The sequence below is a fragment of the Selenomonas sp. genome (genome assembly GCF_057272215.1).
On sequence record NZ_DBHIUY010000008.1, the window covers coordinates 83,120 to 98,708 of the forward strand.

Sequence of the window (15,589 nt, forward strand, 5' to 3'; positions counted from 1 at the left end):
AGCGGCTGCACACTTTTTGTGTGAGCCGCTCTTCTTTATGGAACGGATCCCGCCCCCGCCGTCGTTCGCTTTGCAAAGTCATGCGACAGAGGTACGCTTCCGATCTCCTTTCCCCTATCATGCCATATTTTCGCTTTTGCAATAAAGTCGGCAAGCACTTGCTCGGAGATGCGCGGCTCATCTTTTTCCTGTCCTGCGGTCGGAATCTCTCGAATTTTTTCGTAAAGCGCCGTCTCCTGTGCGACGCTTCCCTCGCGCCGTACCTTTTCCATCGCCAGTACCGTTTCGCCAGCTTCCACGTAGCGTGCAAGAAGCTTGATCTGAGGCAGACATTCGGCAGAGATCTCAAGCGGCAATTTTTCCTCCAAATGCTTAGCGGCTTGTTTTAAACGTGCAAACTCGTGCGCAAGAACATCCGCTTCCTTTTTTGCAGGTTCCCCGTGTTCCGCCTTTCGCCAAAATGCATCCATTTGCGCTTTGAGCGCAGGCGCATCAAGAGCGCCCGTATGCGCCCAATTCTTCTCCATGCGCCGCGAGTGGAGTGCGAACAGCTCCATATCCGCCGCCAGACTGCCGTATTGCGCATAAATCGCCTCGCGCCACGCCGCTTCCGCATCATACGACGACGGCGACGAGAGCCATGCCGCGCCCGTTGCCAAGGCGATACGCGACAGATACGGCTTTTCCATCGGATTCATCAAAAATACGGGCGCACGCTGTGCTGTGACCTCGTCCAACCCCTGTACGGGACCAAGCGCGAGCTTCCCCGGCAGATAGTCCGTCACCGGGTAGTTCCACCAAACACCGAGCGACCGCCCGTAAAGACGTTCCGCATCCGCCATATCCTCAGCGCTGATGCCCTCAGGCACAACCTCCGCACCCGTGAAGAGTACGATGATGTCCTTATCCAATCGTGCGGCAAATTCGCGCGTATACGCTTTCGCTCGATTCCCGTCTTTCATATCGCGCAAAAAATACTCTGTCGGCACGACAAGCAGCGGTTTTTCCGTAAGATGACGCGTCAAAACTTCTTCATTCACGCGATTAAGGAAACGTGCCTGCTCTGCGCCGTCCTTATGCTCAATATCGTCGAAAAATACGGCAAACCGACGGATGCCCAGCACATGCACCGATTCCAATTTTCGCATCAGCATCTGAAAATCCGCTTCGCCTGCCCAGCCCGAAAAGCGCAGGTCAATCCCCGGCGATACGGCAAAAACAATCTCGACGCCCGCCGCGCGCGCTTCAGCAGCCAAACGCTTCAATGCGAGCATTTCCTGCAGCGGATACGGCTCGCGCCACTTCTCGCGATGGTACGGATCGTCCTTCGGCGCATAGACATAGAGGCTCATGCCGTGCGCCCCCATGAAATGCAGCATCGTACGCCGCTCGGCTTCCGTCCACGGTCTGCCGTAGAAGCCCTCGACGATGCCGCACTCCGCTCTTTGTTCAGCCGCCAAAGCCGCGGTATTTTCCGAAAAAACGGCGGCGCTGAAAAAAAGCGCCGCCAAAAACAGCTGCAAAAGTTTTTTCATTTTACCTCAAGAGCCGCTTTGACGAAATCGCGGAACAACGGATGCGGATGATTCGGACGCGATTTTAGCTCGGGATGAAACTGCGAGCCGACAAACCACGGATGATCCTTGACCTCGACGATCTCAACGAGGCTGTCATCGGGCAGAGTCCCCGCGACGGCAAGACCTGCACGCTCAAGGTCGGCACGAAAATCGTTGTTGAACTCGTAGCGATGGCGATGACGCTCACTGATCTCCTTGGCGCCATACGCTGCGAGACTCTTGGAACCGTCCTTGAGACTGCATGGATAAGCGCCCAGACGCATCGTTCCGCCCTTGTCCTCAACGTCCTTCTGGGAAAGCATGAGATCGATGACGGGATGCTTCGTCTCGTGGTTAAACTCCGTCGAGTGTGCGTCCGTCATGCCGCAGACGTGACGCGCAAACTCGATGACGGCGCACTGCATACCAAGGCAAAGACCGAGGAACGGGATGCCGTTCTCCCGCGCATACTGCACAGCGCGAATCTTGCCCTCAACACCGCGGTCACCGAAGCCGCCCGGTACGAGTACGCCTTTGCACCCTGCAAATACTTCACTGAGATCAACGTCCGCCGCCTCGATCGCCTCCGAATTGACCCAAGCGATCTTGACATCTGTATCGTTCGCAATTCCCGCATGGTGCAGAGCCTCCGTCACCGACATGTAAGCGTCGGGCAGATCCACATACTTGCCGACAATAGCGACCTTGACCTTCTTCGCAGGATGCTTGATCTTAAAGACCATCTTCTCCCACTCTTCCATATTCGCCGGACTGTAGTCCATGTGGAGCTTTTCCAATACGATCTTGTCGAGTCCTTCCTTCGCCATCATTAAAGGCACTTCGTAGATCGTCGGCGCCGTGAGATTTTCAATGACGGCGTTCTTATCCACATCGCAGAAAAGCGCGAGCTTTTCCTTCATATCGCTTGATATCGCCTTTTCCGCACGGCATACGAGAATGTCCGGCTGAATGCCGATGCCGCGCAGCTCTTTGACGCTGTGCTGCGTCGGCTTCGTCTTGAGCTCGCCCGCCGCCGAGATGTACGGCACAAGCGTCACATGGATGTAAAGGACGTCGTAGCGGCCAACCTCTTTCTTGACTTGGCGGATCGCTTCGAGGAAAGGCAGGCTCTCGATATCGCCGACCGTGCCGCCGATCTCTGTAATAACGACATCGGCGCCGTCCGCCGCCGCCACATCATAGACGCGCTGCTTGATCTCGTTCGTGATGTGCGGAATGACCTGCACCGTTTTGCCAAGATAGTCGCCGCGGCGCTCCTTCGTCAGAACATTGTTATATACCTTGCCCGCCGTGATATTGGAATTTTTGGTGAGACTGATGTCGATAAAGCGCTCGTAATGCCCTAGATCGAGATCCGTCTCCGCGCCGTCGTCCGTGACAAAGACCTCGCCGTGCTGGTACGGGCTCATCGTTCCGGGATCAATATTGATATAGGGATCAAACTTCTGAATCGTGACTTTGATGCCGCGATTTTTCAAAAGCCGCCCCAAAGAAGCCGCCGTGATACCCTTGCCAAGAGATGAAACGACGCCGCCCGTAACAAAAATATACTTTGCCATGTTTTCCTCCTGATCTTACGAAAGCCTTACTCCTCTTGTATGCCCTCCAATAATTTCTCACGGCGGCGCGAAGTCTTAGAGCCCGCTGCTGCGCCCGCACGCGTGGTATGCGTACGCTTGACTTCCGGCGGATTCCATTCCGTCAAGCCCCATTTCCCCTCGCCCTCGTAGTGAAAGCGGCTGTCCATATTGATCAGCGTATAGACTTCCGATATCGCCTGAGCAAGCGACTGTACAGGCTTGCGCTTCTTGTCGATAACTTCCATGACAAGTTCCTTATAGTACATCGCTTCATTTTTTTCACTCAAAATATCATGAGCCACGTCTGTTTCCGAACGATTCGCGTACTCCATATTTTCCAAAATCATAACCTCCTGCTTCCCCGTCACATCTTCTCCGGCGCGGAAATGCCAAGAATTCCCAGCGCATGGCGCAAAACATTTCCCGCCACCGTGACGAGCGCCAAGCGAGCGCTCGACAACATAGGCTCCACGCCCACGATGCGGCACTTATTGTAAAAGCTGTGAAAAAGCCCCGCCGTATCATAAGCAAAGCGCGCGATGCGATGCGGTGCGCGCTCTTTCGCCGCACGTTCGATCTCTTCCGTGTATTCTTCGATCTTCTTAATGAGTGCGATTTCCGCCTCGTCAACAAGGCGCGAGAAATCCGGCGCATCGTCTGCAGCGATCCCAGCCTCTTTCGCCTGCCGGAAGATGCTGGCGATTCGCGCGTGCGCATACTGAATATAGTAGACGGGATTCTCGTTGGAATGTGACTTCGCAAGATCGAGATCGAAATCGAGCTGGCTGTCCAATGAGCGCATGAGGAAGAAGTAACGCGCCGCATCCGTGCCGACTTCTTCGATAAGCTCTTCGAGCGTCACGCTTTCGCCCGTGCGCTTCGACATCTTCACGAGTTCGCCGCCTCGATACAGGCTGACCATCTGCAAGAGCAAAACTTCCAAGTGCGTCGGATCATAGCCAAGCGCCTGCATCGCCGCCTTGACACGGCAGACGTAGCCGTGGTGATCGGCGCCCCATATATTGATGAGATGACCGAAGCCGCGCTCGAACTTGTTTTGATGGTAGGCGATGTCCGCCGCAAGATACGTCGGCACACCATTGTCGCGTATGACGACGCGATCCTTGTCATCGCCATATTCCGTCGAGCGCAGCCACAGAGCGCCGTCCTTATCGTAAGCCTTCCCTTTCTCCTTGAGCGCCTGACAGGCATCATGCACAGCCTGAGGATGCAGCGTACGCTCACTGAACCACTCATCAAACGTCACATTGAACGATACCAGATGTTCCTTCAATCGCCCGAGCTTTTCTCTAAGCGCGATTTCCTTGAAGGCGGCAAGACGCTCTCTTTCCGGCATCGAAAGGTAGCGTTCGCCCTCAGCTTCCACAATGCCTTTTGCCGTATCAATGATATCCGCGCCGTGGTAGCCGTCCTCGGGGAACGGCGCATCCTTTCCCAAAAGCTCCAGATAACGCGCATTGACTGAAGCCGCGAGGTTGTCGATCTGATGCCCTGCGTCATTGATATAGTATTCGCTGTGGACAGAATAGCCCGCCGCACGCAGCAAATTGACGAGCGCACTGCCAACCGCCGCGCCGCGTCCATGTCCGACGTGCAGAAGCCCCGTCGGATTTGCGCTCACATACTCGACCATGATGGGCGCCGTATCTTTCTGCGGCAGATGGAAGTACAATTCTCCGCGCTCGTAGATCGCACGCAGCAGATCATAGAGTACATTGCCCTTGAGATAAAAATTGATGAAGCCAGGACCTGCGATCTCCGCATGATCGAGCCAATCGCCTTCGATGCGCACCATGAGCTCTTCAGCAATCTTTCGCGGATTCATGCGAAAAACACGCGCCGACTGCATGGCAAAGTTCGTGGCGAAATCGCCGAATTTCTTCTCCGGCGGCACTTCGAGCAGGATGTCGGCAAGCTCGGCTGATGGAAATACACCGTCAGCGATCGCCCGTTCCGCCGCCTGCCGAATCGCCGCGCCCAACTGTTCTTTGATGTCCAAAAAAATCCTCCTAAATCAAAAAGGCTTAATTCAGCTTCTGCCGTTCCGATATATCCGCCTCAACCTCGATGTGCAGTTCATTTGCCGACTGCCACTCGCCATTGATATGCATATCGTAAGCGACATCAATGCTGCCCGAAACAGATCCGTAAGCGATGTCAAGACGCTGCGTCGCAACGCAGAGATCGAGATCGCCGAAGGGCGTCTGATAGCGGCTGCGGCTCTCAGACTGCGGCGAGAAATGCTGCTCTTGCTCCACGGCGCCGCGTCTCGTCAGCGTCAGAGAATCCGACGCGACCTTGAGCATCGTTGACGCCGGCGCCCCCTTGGCAAGTGAAGTGTCCTCATAGATGATATAATGCTTGCCATTACGGAAATAATGTTCACCCAGAGCCGTCATCTCTATGCGGCTGACATCTCCCGCTGCATCCGTCTGCTCGCCTGTGACTTTCACGATCACCTTATTCACGCCGTCGCCCCTTTTTTCTGATGGTTGATGAATGAATCTTTCCATGTGGCTAAGATACGACTTTCGCATCCACGGTAATCGTAATATCGTTGTCATACGCTAAACAGGCGAGTTCATAGCAATCATCAATATACCGCCTTGCAAACCATCGCATCATGCCATAACCCGCCGCTGCGGCGATTCCCTGCCCCAGAAAAGGCACATACTTCGCCGTCGTTTTGCCGAGATAGCGCTTGCCAAAGCTCTTCAAAAGAATCATCACGCCCTCTTTCGTGGCATAATCAAACACCTTCTTCACGAGCGGCACGAGAATGTCGTAGCGACGCAGCTTGCCTTCCGCTTCTTTGGAAAGTCCGAAGCGGCTTCGCATATCCGCCATCATGCGCAGACAAAGCCCCGCGTCAACACCGATGTCAATTCCGGGAATCGGGTTGATCGCATTCGCCGCCCCCAGGACGGCATACCGTTTGACACTTTTATAGCAATCCTCACGAATCTTCTCCAAAGTCTTTATATGCGCCATTTCGGCCATGAACCTCGCCCCCTGTTTGCGCCGCTGCATTTATCTGCGGCAGCGTCTTTGCCGCTGCTTCGTCCGGCGGATATGACTGCGTTCCGTTCGCCGCCATGCCCGCGTCGCTCGCACCATTGGATACAGTCCCCTGCACGAGCGGCGCATCGGTGTAGCGCTCGATCAGATCCTTCGCCTGCGGATAGCGCAGCAAAAGCTCCTCACGCTGCCAGACGCGAATCCCCGTCGTCGCCAGAGCGGGAACCGTCATGCAGCTGATGAAACTATAGCCTGTGGGAACGATATTTTCCGCCGCAAAAATCTGTCCCTTGGGAAGCAGAATCATCGGCATCGCCTGCCCCTGTACGCCCAATTCAAAGGTGCGCACCGTACCGTCGGCGAGAAGTATGGTCATCTTCATACCGCAGCCTTCATGGAAATACCATACCTCATCGCAGTCGAGGGATTGAAACCGCAGACTCTCTGCTCCTGCAAGCAGGAAGTAGCTGCTGCCCGCAGCAGGGCGGCTGACGGCTTCCGCTGTCCAAGTCGGCGAGGTATATATCCAGCTGTAGGCGCCGCTCTTCGGATCGCCTGAAAGCCGAAACTTCTGCATGAGTTCTTTGATGCGCGACGCTGCATTTGGCATAAGCGCTGCATTTTCGGCTTGTGTTTCTGCCTGTTTGGACTGTGCTTCCTGTACCGTATGCACTTCCTGCGCAGCTTTCAGCTCCTGTGCCGGCTGTATTTCCTGTGTCGGCTGCATCTCTTGCATCGGTTGTGATGGCGCTGCAGCCGCTGCGGCATCCGGCTGCGGTGCGGCGGCGGCTGCGCCGCTTTCACTGCTCACGGCGGTTGAAGCTTCCTCCTGTGGTGCAGCCGTCGTCTCCTGCGGCACTGTCCCATGTACAGCGCTCACCGCCGCACCGGCCGCGAGCGCCGCTTCCCATGCAGCCTCATCCATCGCCGTTCCGGCGGCATTCGTACCAGTTCCGGCGTTTTGAGCAGCAGGCGGCTTCGCAGCGACGGCATTGCCAGCCGATTCCATACTCTCAGCAGAAACTGCCGAAGTCCACGACAATGCCGCCAGAATTGCCGCCATGAACCACTCTGCAGTCCTTTCGTATCTCATGCGCAACCCCCTCGCAAAAGTATTCTAAACCAGGCATACATGCGGCAGGCGAACCGTAAAAAGGCGCATCTATCCTTCACTTCTCCGTCAAAAGATCCACGATCTCGCCGCGCTTTCTATCCGCTTCCCGATCCTCCGCCCGCTTCGCCTGCTTCAAAAAGTCTCCTTCCTTCGCCTTGACCTCCTTGAGCTTATCGCCGATAGGGCAGCTTACGATCCCCTCTTTCGTAAGCTTTTGAATCAAGTCCACCATATCGCCGTAGCCCTCTTTCATGCGTTTTTCAACAGCGAGACGCGTGAAATCGACGCAGCCCGGTCGGTCGGAAAAATCTGGTCGCGGGAAAAGTTCATAAATCTTCGCATCGGGATAAAGGCTCTTCTGCACAGAACTTCTTTGCGATAAATGAAGCACGAAGATCAGGCGTACGCCAGCTTCATAGACGGGAAGAAGCGGCGAAAGATCCGTAAAACTGCCTTCCCAGAGCACAACGCCGCTCGAAAAACGCAGCTGCGAATAAAGAATCGGCAGCGCGTTCGCCGCTGTCAAAAGAACGCGCCGCATCTTTTCTGGATAGCGAAGGAGATCATAATAGCTCGGCTCGAACTCAGGAAATTTCGTCGTACCGATGAAGATATGCTCAATCGTTTCGCGCACCTTCGAGAGTTCCAAATGCTCGGTCAGAAATTCAGAAAAACTTTTTTCGTCAAAAAGACCGTGACCAAAGAGCGCGAGGAACTGTTCAAACGACACGCCGGAAAGCCCGCTTGTCAAAAGAATGTCGTAAATTTCCTTGAGCTTCGTGATCGGCACATTCGAAATCTTGAGCTTTGCGGCATTCTGCCACATCGCTTCCGCATGTCCATAGCCGTCGGCCGCAAACATCATGGCATTCAGGGCGCCAAAAGACGTCCCCGAGACGACGCTCACGGCAGTCTCAAGCTCATAGCTGCGCAGCGCTTTCCATGCGCCCATTTGATAAGCGCTGTTGCCGTTGCCGCCGGCAAAAACTATGCCAATTTTCTCCATGCTTATCGCCTCCGGCTACTTCTTTTCAAAACGCGCCTGGCAGCCGATGCCGTCGCCGTAGCCGACGCCGACGAGAACAGGTTCACCGTTCTTTTCCTCCACCTTTACCTTTTTCCATGCGGCGTTGACGAAAACTTCGATCTCATCGCCCAAAGCAAGCGGCTGCAAATGCTCATTGCCGCCCTCGAAGTAACGTATGACATAGTGATCCTTCTTCCAAAGGATTTCCCCTTCCATGATGTTCCTTCCCCTTTCTCAGCGAGCTGTTCTGCCCCATGCACCTCAGTAAAATCAAAGCTCTTTCAAAAGCTCCTGCACCTTTCTCAAATACTCTTCCTGCGTGCAGTCAACACTCTCGCCCGAACGGCGCACCTTAAGCTCGATTTTTCCCTCTTCCAAAGCCTTCGGACCGACCGTAATGCGCAGCGGATAGCCGATAAGATCAGCGTCTTTGAACTTCACACCCGCACGATCCTTGCGGTCGTCAAGAATAACGTCAATGCCTGCCGAACGAAGCTCCTTATAGATCTTTTCAGCGAGCGTCATTTGCTCGGGCGTCTTTGCGTTGACGGGAACGATGACGACTTCGTACGGCGCAATAGAACGCGGCCATATAATGCCGTGCGCATCGTTGTGCTGCTCGATGGCAGCCGCCATCGTCCTGCCGACGCCGATGCCGTAGCAGCCCATGAAGAGCGCCTTTTCCTTGCCATTTTCATCGAGGAACGTCGCGCCGAGCGCCTCGCTGTACTTCGTACCGAGCTTAAAGACCTGCCCCGCCTCAATGCCGCGCGTGATCTTGACGGGCGCTCCGCAGTGCGGGCAAGGATCATCCGCCGTCATGAGGCGGATGTCTCGGACGATGACGTCGGCAAAGTCGCGCACAGGATTCACGCCCGTATAATGCACATCGACTTCATTCGCACCCGCGATAGCGTTCTTCATGTTCATGACCGTGCTGTCAACGACGATCTTCGTGCCCTTTTTAATGCCGATGGGACTCATGAAACCTGCAACGCCGCCTGCCGCTTCAATCGCCGCCTCAGCCGCCATGCGAAGCTCCGTCGCGCCGACGGTGTTCTGCAGCTTCACATCGTTGACTTCGTGATCGCCGCGCACGAAAGCGAGCACGAGCGCATCATTTTCATCCTGAAAAGCAACCGCCTTGATCGTCCTTTCGAGCGGTGCGTGCAGAAAATCAGCCACAAGTTCGATGGTCTTGCAAGCAGGCGTTGCGGCTTTCTTCAAAGGCAACGGCTCTTCTTCCGGCGTGTCGATGGGAAGAAGCTCCGCCTTTTCCACGTTCGCGGCGTAATCACATGACGTGCAGCAGGCGATCTCCGACTCGCCCGCGGCGGCGAGCACCGTGAACTCGTGCGTATGATTGCCGCCGATCGCGCCCGAGTCCGCCTCTACAGGACGGAACTTCAAGCCACAGCGCGTGAATACATTCGTATAGGCGTCGTACATTTTCTTGTAGGAAAGATCGGCGCCCGCCTCGTCCTTGTCAAAGGAATAGAGATCCTTCATGATAAATTCGCGGCTGCGCATCAATCCGAAACGCGGGCGAATCTCATCGCGATACTTGTTCTGGATCTGATACAAGAGGAGCGGCAACTGTTTGTAAGAACGCACCTCATCGCGCACAAGCGTCGTAATCATCTCCTCATGCGTCGGACCAAGGCAGAACTCGCGACCATGACAGTCCTTCAAGCGAAACATCTCCGAGCCAAAAACACTCCAACGTCCCGACTCCTGCCATATCTCCGCCGGCTGCATGATCGGCATACAAAGCTCCTGTCCGCCCGCCGCGTCCATTTCCTCGCGGATGATCTGCTCGATTTTCCTGATCGTACGCCATGCAAGAGGCAAATATGTATAAACACCGCCCGCTGCCTTGCGGATCATTCCCGCGCGCAGCATGAGCCGATGGCTCGTGATCTCAGCGTCAGACGGCACTTCGCGCAACGTCGGTGCGTATAATTTCGATGTAAGCAATGAAAAGCTCCTCCTCATTTGGGCGCGATGCCCTGCTCTATACCGACAAGCCTACGCTCAAAACAGGCTCGTTTTCTCAATTTTCCTGTTCTGCCAAGATGCTGTCGATTTCACAAAACAGCTCCTCGACGAGATTTTCTTCCTTGACCTGACGCACGACTTCGCCCCTTCGAAAGACAAGTCCTACGCCCTTGCCGCCCGCAATGCCAACGTCGGCGCCGCGCGCTTCGCCCGGACCGTTGACGACGCAGCCCATGACTGCGACATGTATCGGCTGCGCGATGCCGCTGAGTCTCTCCTCCACGCGCTCGGCTATCGAAGGAAGGTCGATCGCCGTCCTGCCGCATGTCGGACAGGAGATCAAAGTAGGGCCGAAATCGCGCAGCCCCAAAGCCTTCAAGATCTCACGCGCGACGCGCACCTCGACGACAGGATCGCCCGTCAAAGAAACGCGCAGCGTGTCGCCGATGCCTTCAGCAAGAAGCGCGCCGATACCGACCGCCGACTTGACGATGCCCGAGCGCACCGTACCTGCTTCCGTGATACCGAGATGCAGCGGATAATCGCATCGCTCGCTCATCAATCGATACGCTGCGAGCGTCAGCGGTACGTCGTGCGCCTTGAGGGAAATCTTCATATCATGAAAATCCTGCTCTTCCAAGAGGCGCACATGTTCCAAGGCAGACTCGACGAGAGCCTCCGCCGTGACGCCGCCATGTTTTTCCAAGAGACGCTTATCCAAAGAGCCGGCATTGACACCGATGCGGATCGGTATGCCGTGCGCTTTCGCCGCTTCGGCGACACGACGCACATTCTCCGCACCGCCGATATTGCCGGGATTGAGCCGGAGCGCATCGATTCCCTGCTCGATCGCTTTGAGCGCCAGGCGATAGTCGAAATGGATATCGGCGACGAGCGGCACCTTCGTACGCGCCTTGATCACACCGATGTTCGCCGCCGCAGCCTTATCGGGCACGGCGATGCGCACGATGTCGCAGCCCGCAGCGGCGAGCGCTTCGATCTGTGCAACCGTCGCCGCCGCATCCTGCGTCTTTGTATTCGTCATCGACTGCACGGAGACGGGCGCACCGCCGCCGACTGCGACCGAGCCGATATGGATTTGCCGTGTGATTTTCCTCTGCATGATCTACCCTTCTTTATCTTCGGCGGCAAAAACCATTCAACCGCCTACAAAGATGCGCATGATGTCGTTCTTCGTCGCATAGAGCATCAAAAGTACGAGCAGCGATATGCCAAACATCTGCGCATAGTGCATCGCCTTGCCGGAAAGCGGCTTGCCGCGCACAGCTTCGACGACAAGCGTCAAGAAGTGACCGCCGTCGAGCGCCGGAATCGGGAACAAGTTGATGATCGCAAGATTGAGACTCAAGAGCGCGGTGAGACTCAAAAGCGGCACGATGCCGATCTGCGCCGCCTCGCCCGCGATCTGTGCGACGCCGATGGGTCCTGCAAGATCTGCCTGCTGTTCACCCGTGAAGATCTGTCCGAGCATCGAAAGCATCATCATGAGCGTCGTTCCCGTGCGCGTGAAAGCAAGCTCGACCGATTCAAAAAAGCCCGGCATACGCGTCACAGCCGATGCGCTGATGCCGATGAGGGAACGCTTTTCCTGTGCGTTGTAGACAGGAATGACGCTCGTCGTCTGTCGTTCACCCGCACGCTCGTACTCGACGCGCAAAACCTTGCCGCCGGCATCCTTGATGAGAGATGTAATATCCTGCCACGACGTCACCGGCGTCCCCTCGATAGCTACGATGCGGTCGCCCGCGAGAAGCCCCGCGCCAGCTGCCGGATGCCCCGCCACGACAGTACCAAGCACAGGCTCTGGTGAAGGCGTCGAAACGCCCGCGAAAAAGAAAATGCCGAAAAAAAGAAAAATCGGCAAAATGAGATTCATAAAGGAACCGGCAAGAATCACGATCATTCGCGCAGGTATAGACTTCGCGCAGTAGCCGCGCTCCCCTGCCATATTGCTCGCCGCATCCATGCCTGCGATATCGTTGAACCCGCCCAACGGCAAAGCGCGCAGCGAATACTCCGTCTCACCGCGCTTATACTTGAATATTCTCGGACCGAAGCCGATGGCAAAACGGTCCACGCGCATATCCGTGAGCTTCGCCGCAGCGAAATGTCCAAGTTCATGCACGATAACAAGGATGCCGAATACAAAAACAGCGGCAAAAAGCGTTAAAACCATCTCAACCCCCTATTTGCTGCAAGAAGCCCTGCGCCACGCGGCGAGCTTCCTCATCGACGGCAAAGAGATCATCAAGCGTCGGCGCCTTCCGTACACCGCATTTTTCCATCGTATTCTCGATGATCGCATAAATATCAAGGAAGCGAATCCTGCCTCTGAGAAACGCTGCGACAGCGACTTCATTCGCAGCATTCAAGACGCATGGCATCGTACCGCCTGCGCGCCCCGCCTCATACGCGAGAGGAAGACCGCGAAACGTCTCCCTGTCGGGTTTTTCAAAAGAAAGTCCGGCGATCTTAGAAAAATCAAGCCGCTCGAAATTCGACGGCTGACGCGTCGGATACGTCAGGGCGTACTGAATCGGCAGACGCATGTCGGCAGGACCGATCTGCGCCATAACGGCGCCGTCCATGAAGCCGACCATCGAATGAATGATGCTCTCGGGATGCACGACGACTTCAATCGCATCGTAAGATACATCATAGAGCCAATGCGCCTCAATGACCTCAAGCCCCTTATTGACGAGCGTTGCCGAATCAATCGTGATCTTCTGTCCCATCTGCCACGTCGGATGGGCAAGGCATTCCTTGACCGTCGCTTTTTCGAGCGCATCGCGCGTCTTGCCGCGGAAAGGCCCGCCGGAAGCCGTGAGGATGATACGCTCGACGCACCGCGCCTTCTCGCCCTGCAAACACTGAAAAAGCGCTGAATGCTCGCTGTCTACCGGCAGGATCGCCGCGCCGACCTCGCGCGCTTTCGCCATCACAAGCTCACCCGCGACGACAAGCGTTTCCTTGTTCGCGAGCGCGATGTCCTTCTTCGCATCGAGCGCCTTCATCGTCGGTGCAAGACCAGCGAATCCCATCATGCTCGTGACAACAATATCGACGGACGGATATGCCGCCGCCGCGACGAAAGCCTCGCGTCCACCCTCGATGCGCGTCCTGCCAACGTATCGCGCCTTGAGCCTTGCCGCCGCCTCATCATCGGCGAGCACGGCAAGCTCGGGAGAAAGCGCTCGAATCTGCTCTTCGATCAGCGCATCGTTCGCGTTCGCCGCAAGCACGGACACAGAAAAAAGTTCCGGGTGCGCGAGCGCCACATCGACCGTCTGACGACCGATCGAACCGGTCGAACCCAAAATCGCAAGTTTCTTCATATCTCAAACTCCCGCCAAGCCAACGACTTGGATAAAATAATAAACGAAGGGCGCCGTGAACATCACACTGTCGAACCGATCCAAAACACCGCCGTGTCCCGGAAAGAAGCGCCCCGAATCCTTGACGCCCGCATAGCGTTTGATGAGCGATTCTGCAAGATCGCCGACCGTCGCGGCACATGCGAGAAGCCCGCCCAAAAAAGCCATCAGCGGCACGGAAAATCCGAGCGCCCCGCCGAGTGCCGCAACGACTGCCGTCGTCCCGACAAGCCCCCCCAAAAAGCCCTCGACCGTCTTTTTCGGGCTGATCTCCGGACACAGTCTGCGGCTGCCGAAAAAGGAGCCTGCAAAGTAAGCGAAAGTATCGCTCGACCATGTGCCGAGGAACATGATCCAAAGGAACGCGCAGCCAAGCGTCATATCGCCGACGGGCGTCGCCAGTACGACATCCTGCGCCGCAAAGCGCAGCAAAATGAGGTGCGCAAAACAAAAGCCGACATAAAAAATACCCGCAAGAGAAAAGCATACCTGATCGACAGCGAAACGACGATGACGGAAAACCGCCTCAGCAAACACCAACAGTACGGCAAGCGTCGCGATGGCGACGAGCCACGCACTGCCCCAAAGCCAAGCGGCAGTACCGAAAAGAGAAATGACGACGAACCCCACGAGCCTTGCGAGAGGCTTTCCCACATGCTCAAATGCCGAAACATACTCGTACCATGCGGCAAACGAAAGCAAAATGGCGCAGACGGCATAGAGCCAATCCCCCTGCATAATGACGAAAGCAGCGAGAGCCATGCCGACGACGCCCGTAATAATCCTTGTAAGCAAACCACGCACCTCTTTAACGGGGCAATCCCCTTCATTTTCCCTTAATTCCGCCGAAGCGCCGTTCGCGGCCCGCATAGTCGCGGATCGCCTCCAAAAAGCAAGCGGGCTTGAAATCGGGCCAATTCGTCTCCGTGAACCAGAACTCCGCATACGCCGTCTGCCAAAGCAGGAAGTTGCTCAGACGCATATCGCCGCTCGTGCGGATCACGAGATCGACGGGCGGCAGTTCTTTCGTATCGAGCGCCGTTTCAAAAGACTCCGACGTGATCTCCTCGGGAGAAAGCGCGCCCTCCTGCACCTTTCTCGCCAGTTCCTGCGCCGTGCGGCAAATCTCATCCTGTCCGCCGTAATTGACAGCAACGCAGAAGTTTACTCCCGTGTTGTCCTTCATTAACGCTTCGGCATGACGCACACGCTGAATCAGCTCGGGCGTCAGCTCATCAACGCGCCCGATGAAGCGGATGCGCACGTTTTTCTCGTGCATTTCCCGCTCCTCTTTATCGAGATATTCCGAAAAAAGACGCATAAGGAAATCGACTTCTTCATGTGGGCGCTTCCAGTTCTCCGTCGAAAAAGCATAAACGGTCAGCACCTCAAGCTTCAGGTCAATCGCCGTATCCAAAATGTCATGCAGCGTATCAACGCCTGCACGATGACCAACCGTGCGCAAAAAGCCCTGCCCTTTCGCCCAACGTCCGTTGCCGTCCATAATGACAGCAACATGGCGCGGCAGGCGCGAACGCTCGATGTCAAGAAGCGCCGCTTCGTTTTTCGGCAAAGGCGCTTTGCCAAAAATCTTCTTCCACATAGTTCTCCCCTAACAAGCCCAACGGCTTTTCAACGACGTTCACATTTTGCCGCAAAAACTTCATGAAGCCATTATAACACGAAATATTCCCAAACAAAAGAGTGTCATTTCCGAGCGAATCCCCGCATTCCTTACGCACGCCTTCCTGTGTCATCGGCATCAACCTTGACACAGCTTTCGAAATCTTGCCGAGCGTCTGCAAAAAATTATAAACAAAATCCAAACATTTTTTCAATAAACAAAAACTTTTTTCCTA

General features: G+C 55.7%; 16 protein-coding genes. All 16 read right to left on the bottom strand.

Translation table 11 applies throughout. The features are described from left to right. Window positions 1-35 precede the first annotated feature (35 nt). The 16 genes from ACO5Z0_RS08510 to ACO5Z0_RS08585 all read right to left on the bottom strand — a co-directional run bounded on the left by ACO5Z0_RS08510 (window position 36) and on the right by ACO5Z0_RS08585 (window position 15,535). Entirely contained in the window at window positions 36-1,535 is a 1,500-nt protein-coding gene (locus ACO5Z0_RS08510) for a protein O-GlcNAcase (protein WP_485649941.1), read from the bottom strand. Continuing rightward, window positions 1,532-3,136 carry a CTP synthase gene (gene pyrG, locus ACO5Z0_RS08515; RefSeq protein ID WP_442672362.1) on the bottom strand — a complete coding sequence of 535 codons (1,605 nt, stop codon included), beginning with the start codon at window positions 3,134-3,136 and terminating at the stop codon, window positions 1,532-1,534. The genes ACO5Z0_RS08510 and pyrG overlap by 4 nt, the downstream gene beginning before the upstream one ends. A 26-nt stretch (window positions 3,137-3,162) precedes the next feature. Then, the gene (gene rpoE / locus ACO5Z0_RS08520) at window positions 3,163-3,489 is read right to left on the bottom strand and encodes a DNA-directed RNA polymerase subunit delta (protein WP_442672364.1); all 327 of its coding nucleotides are present in this window, start codon (window positions 3,487-3,489) and stop codon (window positions 3,163-3,165) included. A gap of 32 nt (window positions 3,490-3,521) precedes the next feature. Beyond that, entirely contained in the window at window positions 3,522-5,177 is a 1,656-nt protein-coding gene (argS, locus tag ACO5Z0_RS08525) for an arginine--tRNA ligase (RefSeq protein ID WP_485649942.1), read from the bottom strand. Window positions 5,178-5,202: 25 nt separating this feature from the next. Further along, window positions 5,203-5,646, bottom strand: a complete 444-nt coding sequence (locus ACO5Z0_RS08530) for a YwiB family protein (RefSeq protein ID WP_485649943.1) — start codon at window positions 5,644-5,646, stop codon at window positions 5,203-5,205. A 49-nt stretch (window positions 5,647-5,695) separates the two neighbouring features. Next, window positions 5,696-6,178, bottom strand: coding sequence for a hypothetical protein (locus ACO5Z0_RS08535; protein WP_485649944.1), 483 nt, complete (start codon window positions 6,176-6,178; stop codon window positions 5,696-5,698). Beyond that, on the bottom strand, window positions 6,135-7,289 hold the full coding sequence (locus ACO5Z0_RS08540; RefSeq protein WP_485649945.1) for a cupin domain-containing protein: 1,155 nt from the start codon (window positions 7,287-7,289) through the stop codon (window positions 6,135-6,137). The genes ACO5Z0_RS08535 and ACO5Z0_RS08540 overlap by 44 nt, the downstream gene beginning before the upstream one ends. Window positions 7,290-7,365: 76 nt before the next feature. After that, window positions 7,366-8,316 carry a patatin-like phospholipase family protein gene (locus tag ACO5Z0_RS08545; protein WP_485649946.1) on the bottom strand — a complete coding sequence of 317 codons (951 nt, stop codon included), beginning with the start codon at window positions 8,314-8,316 and terminating at the stop codon, window positions 7,366-7,368. Between the two features lie 15 nt (window positions 8,317-8,331). Continuing rightward, window positions 8,332-8,553 (bottom strand): DUF5348 domain-containing protein, encoded by a 222-nt coding sequence (locus ACO5Z0_RS08550; RefSeq protein ID WP_442672356.1) that lies wholly within the window; start codon window positions 8,551-8,553, stop codon window positions 8,332-8,334. A gap of 54 nt (window positions 8,554-8,607) precedes the next feature. After that, window positions 8,608-10,314 (bottom strand): proline--tRNA ligase, encoded by a 1,707-nt coding sequence (locus ACO5Z0_RS08555; RefSeq protein WP_485649947.1) that lies wholly within the window; start codon window positions 10,312-10,314, stop codon window positions 8,608-8,610. 76 nt (window positions 10,315-10,390) lie between these two features. After that, the gene (ispG, locus tag ACO5Z0_RS08560; protein ID WP_485649948.1) at window positions 10,391-11,458 is read right to left on the bottom strand and encodes a flavodoxin-dependent (E)-4-hydroxy-3-methylbut-2-enyl-diphosphate synthase; all 1,068 of its coding nucleotides are present in this window, start codon (window positions 11,456-11,458) and stop codon (window positions 10,391-10,393) included. 36 nt (window positions 11,459-11,494) lie between these two features. Beyond that, window positions 11,495-12,532, bottom strand: coding sequence for an RIP metalloprotease RseP (gene rseP, locus ACO5Z0_RS08565; RefSeq protein ID WP_442672353.1), 1,038 nt, complete (start codon window positions 12,530-12,532; stop codon window positions 11,495-11,497). Window position 12,533: 1 nt separating this feature from the next. Next, on the bottom strand, window positions 12,534-13,691 hold the full coding sequence (locus ACO5Z0_RS08570; RefSeq protein WP_485649949.1) for a 1-deoxy-D-xylulose-5-phosphate reductoisomerase: 1,158 nt from the start codon (window positions 13,689-13,691) through the stop codon (window positions 12,534-12,536). A 3-nt stretch (window positions 13,692-13,694) separates the two neighbouring features. Further along, a complete protein-coding gene (locus tag ACO5Z0_RS08575) occupies window positions 13,695-14,525 on the bottom strand; it encodes a phosphatidate cytidylyltransferase (RefSeq protein WP_485649950.1) in 831 nt (276 codons plus the stop codon). A gap of 31 nt (window positions 14,526-14,556) precedes the next feature. Then, window positions 14,557-15,333, bottom strand: coding sequence for an undecaprenyl pyrophosphate synthase (gene uppS, locus ACO5Z0_RS08580; protein WP_485649951.1), 777 nt, complete (start codon window positions 15,331-15,333; stop codon window positions 14,557-14,559). Continuing rightward, the gene (locus ACO5Z0_RS08585; protein WP_485649952.1) at window positions 15,275-15,535 is read right to left on the bottom strand and encodes a hypothetical protein; all 261 of its coding nucleotides are present in this window, start codon (window positions 15,533-15,535) and stop codon (window positions 15,275-15,277) included. Before ACO5Z0_RS08585 ends, uppS begins: the two co-directional genes overlap by 59 nt. Window positions 15,536-15,589 lie beyond the last annotated feature (54 nt).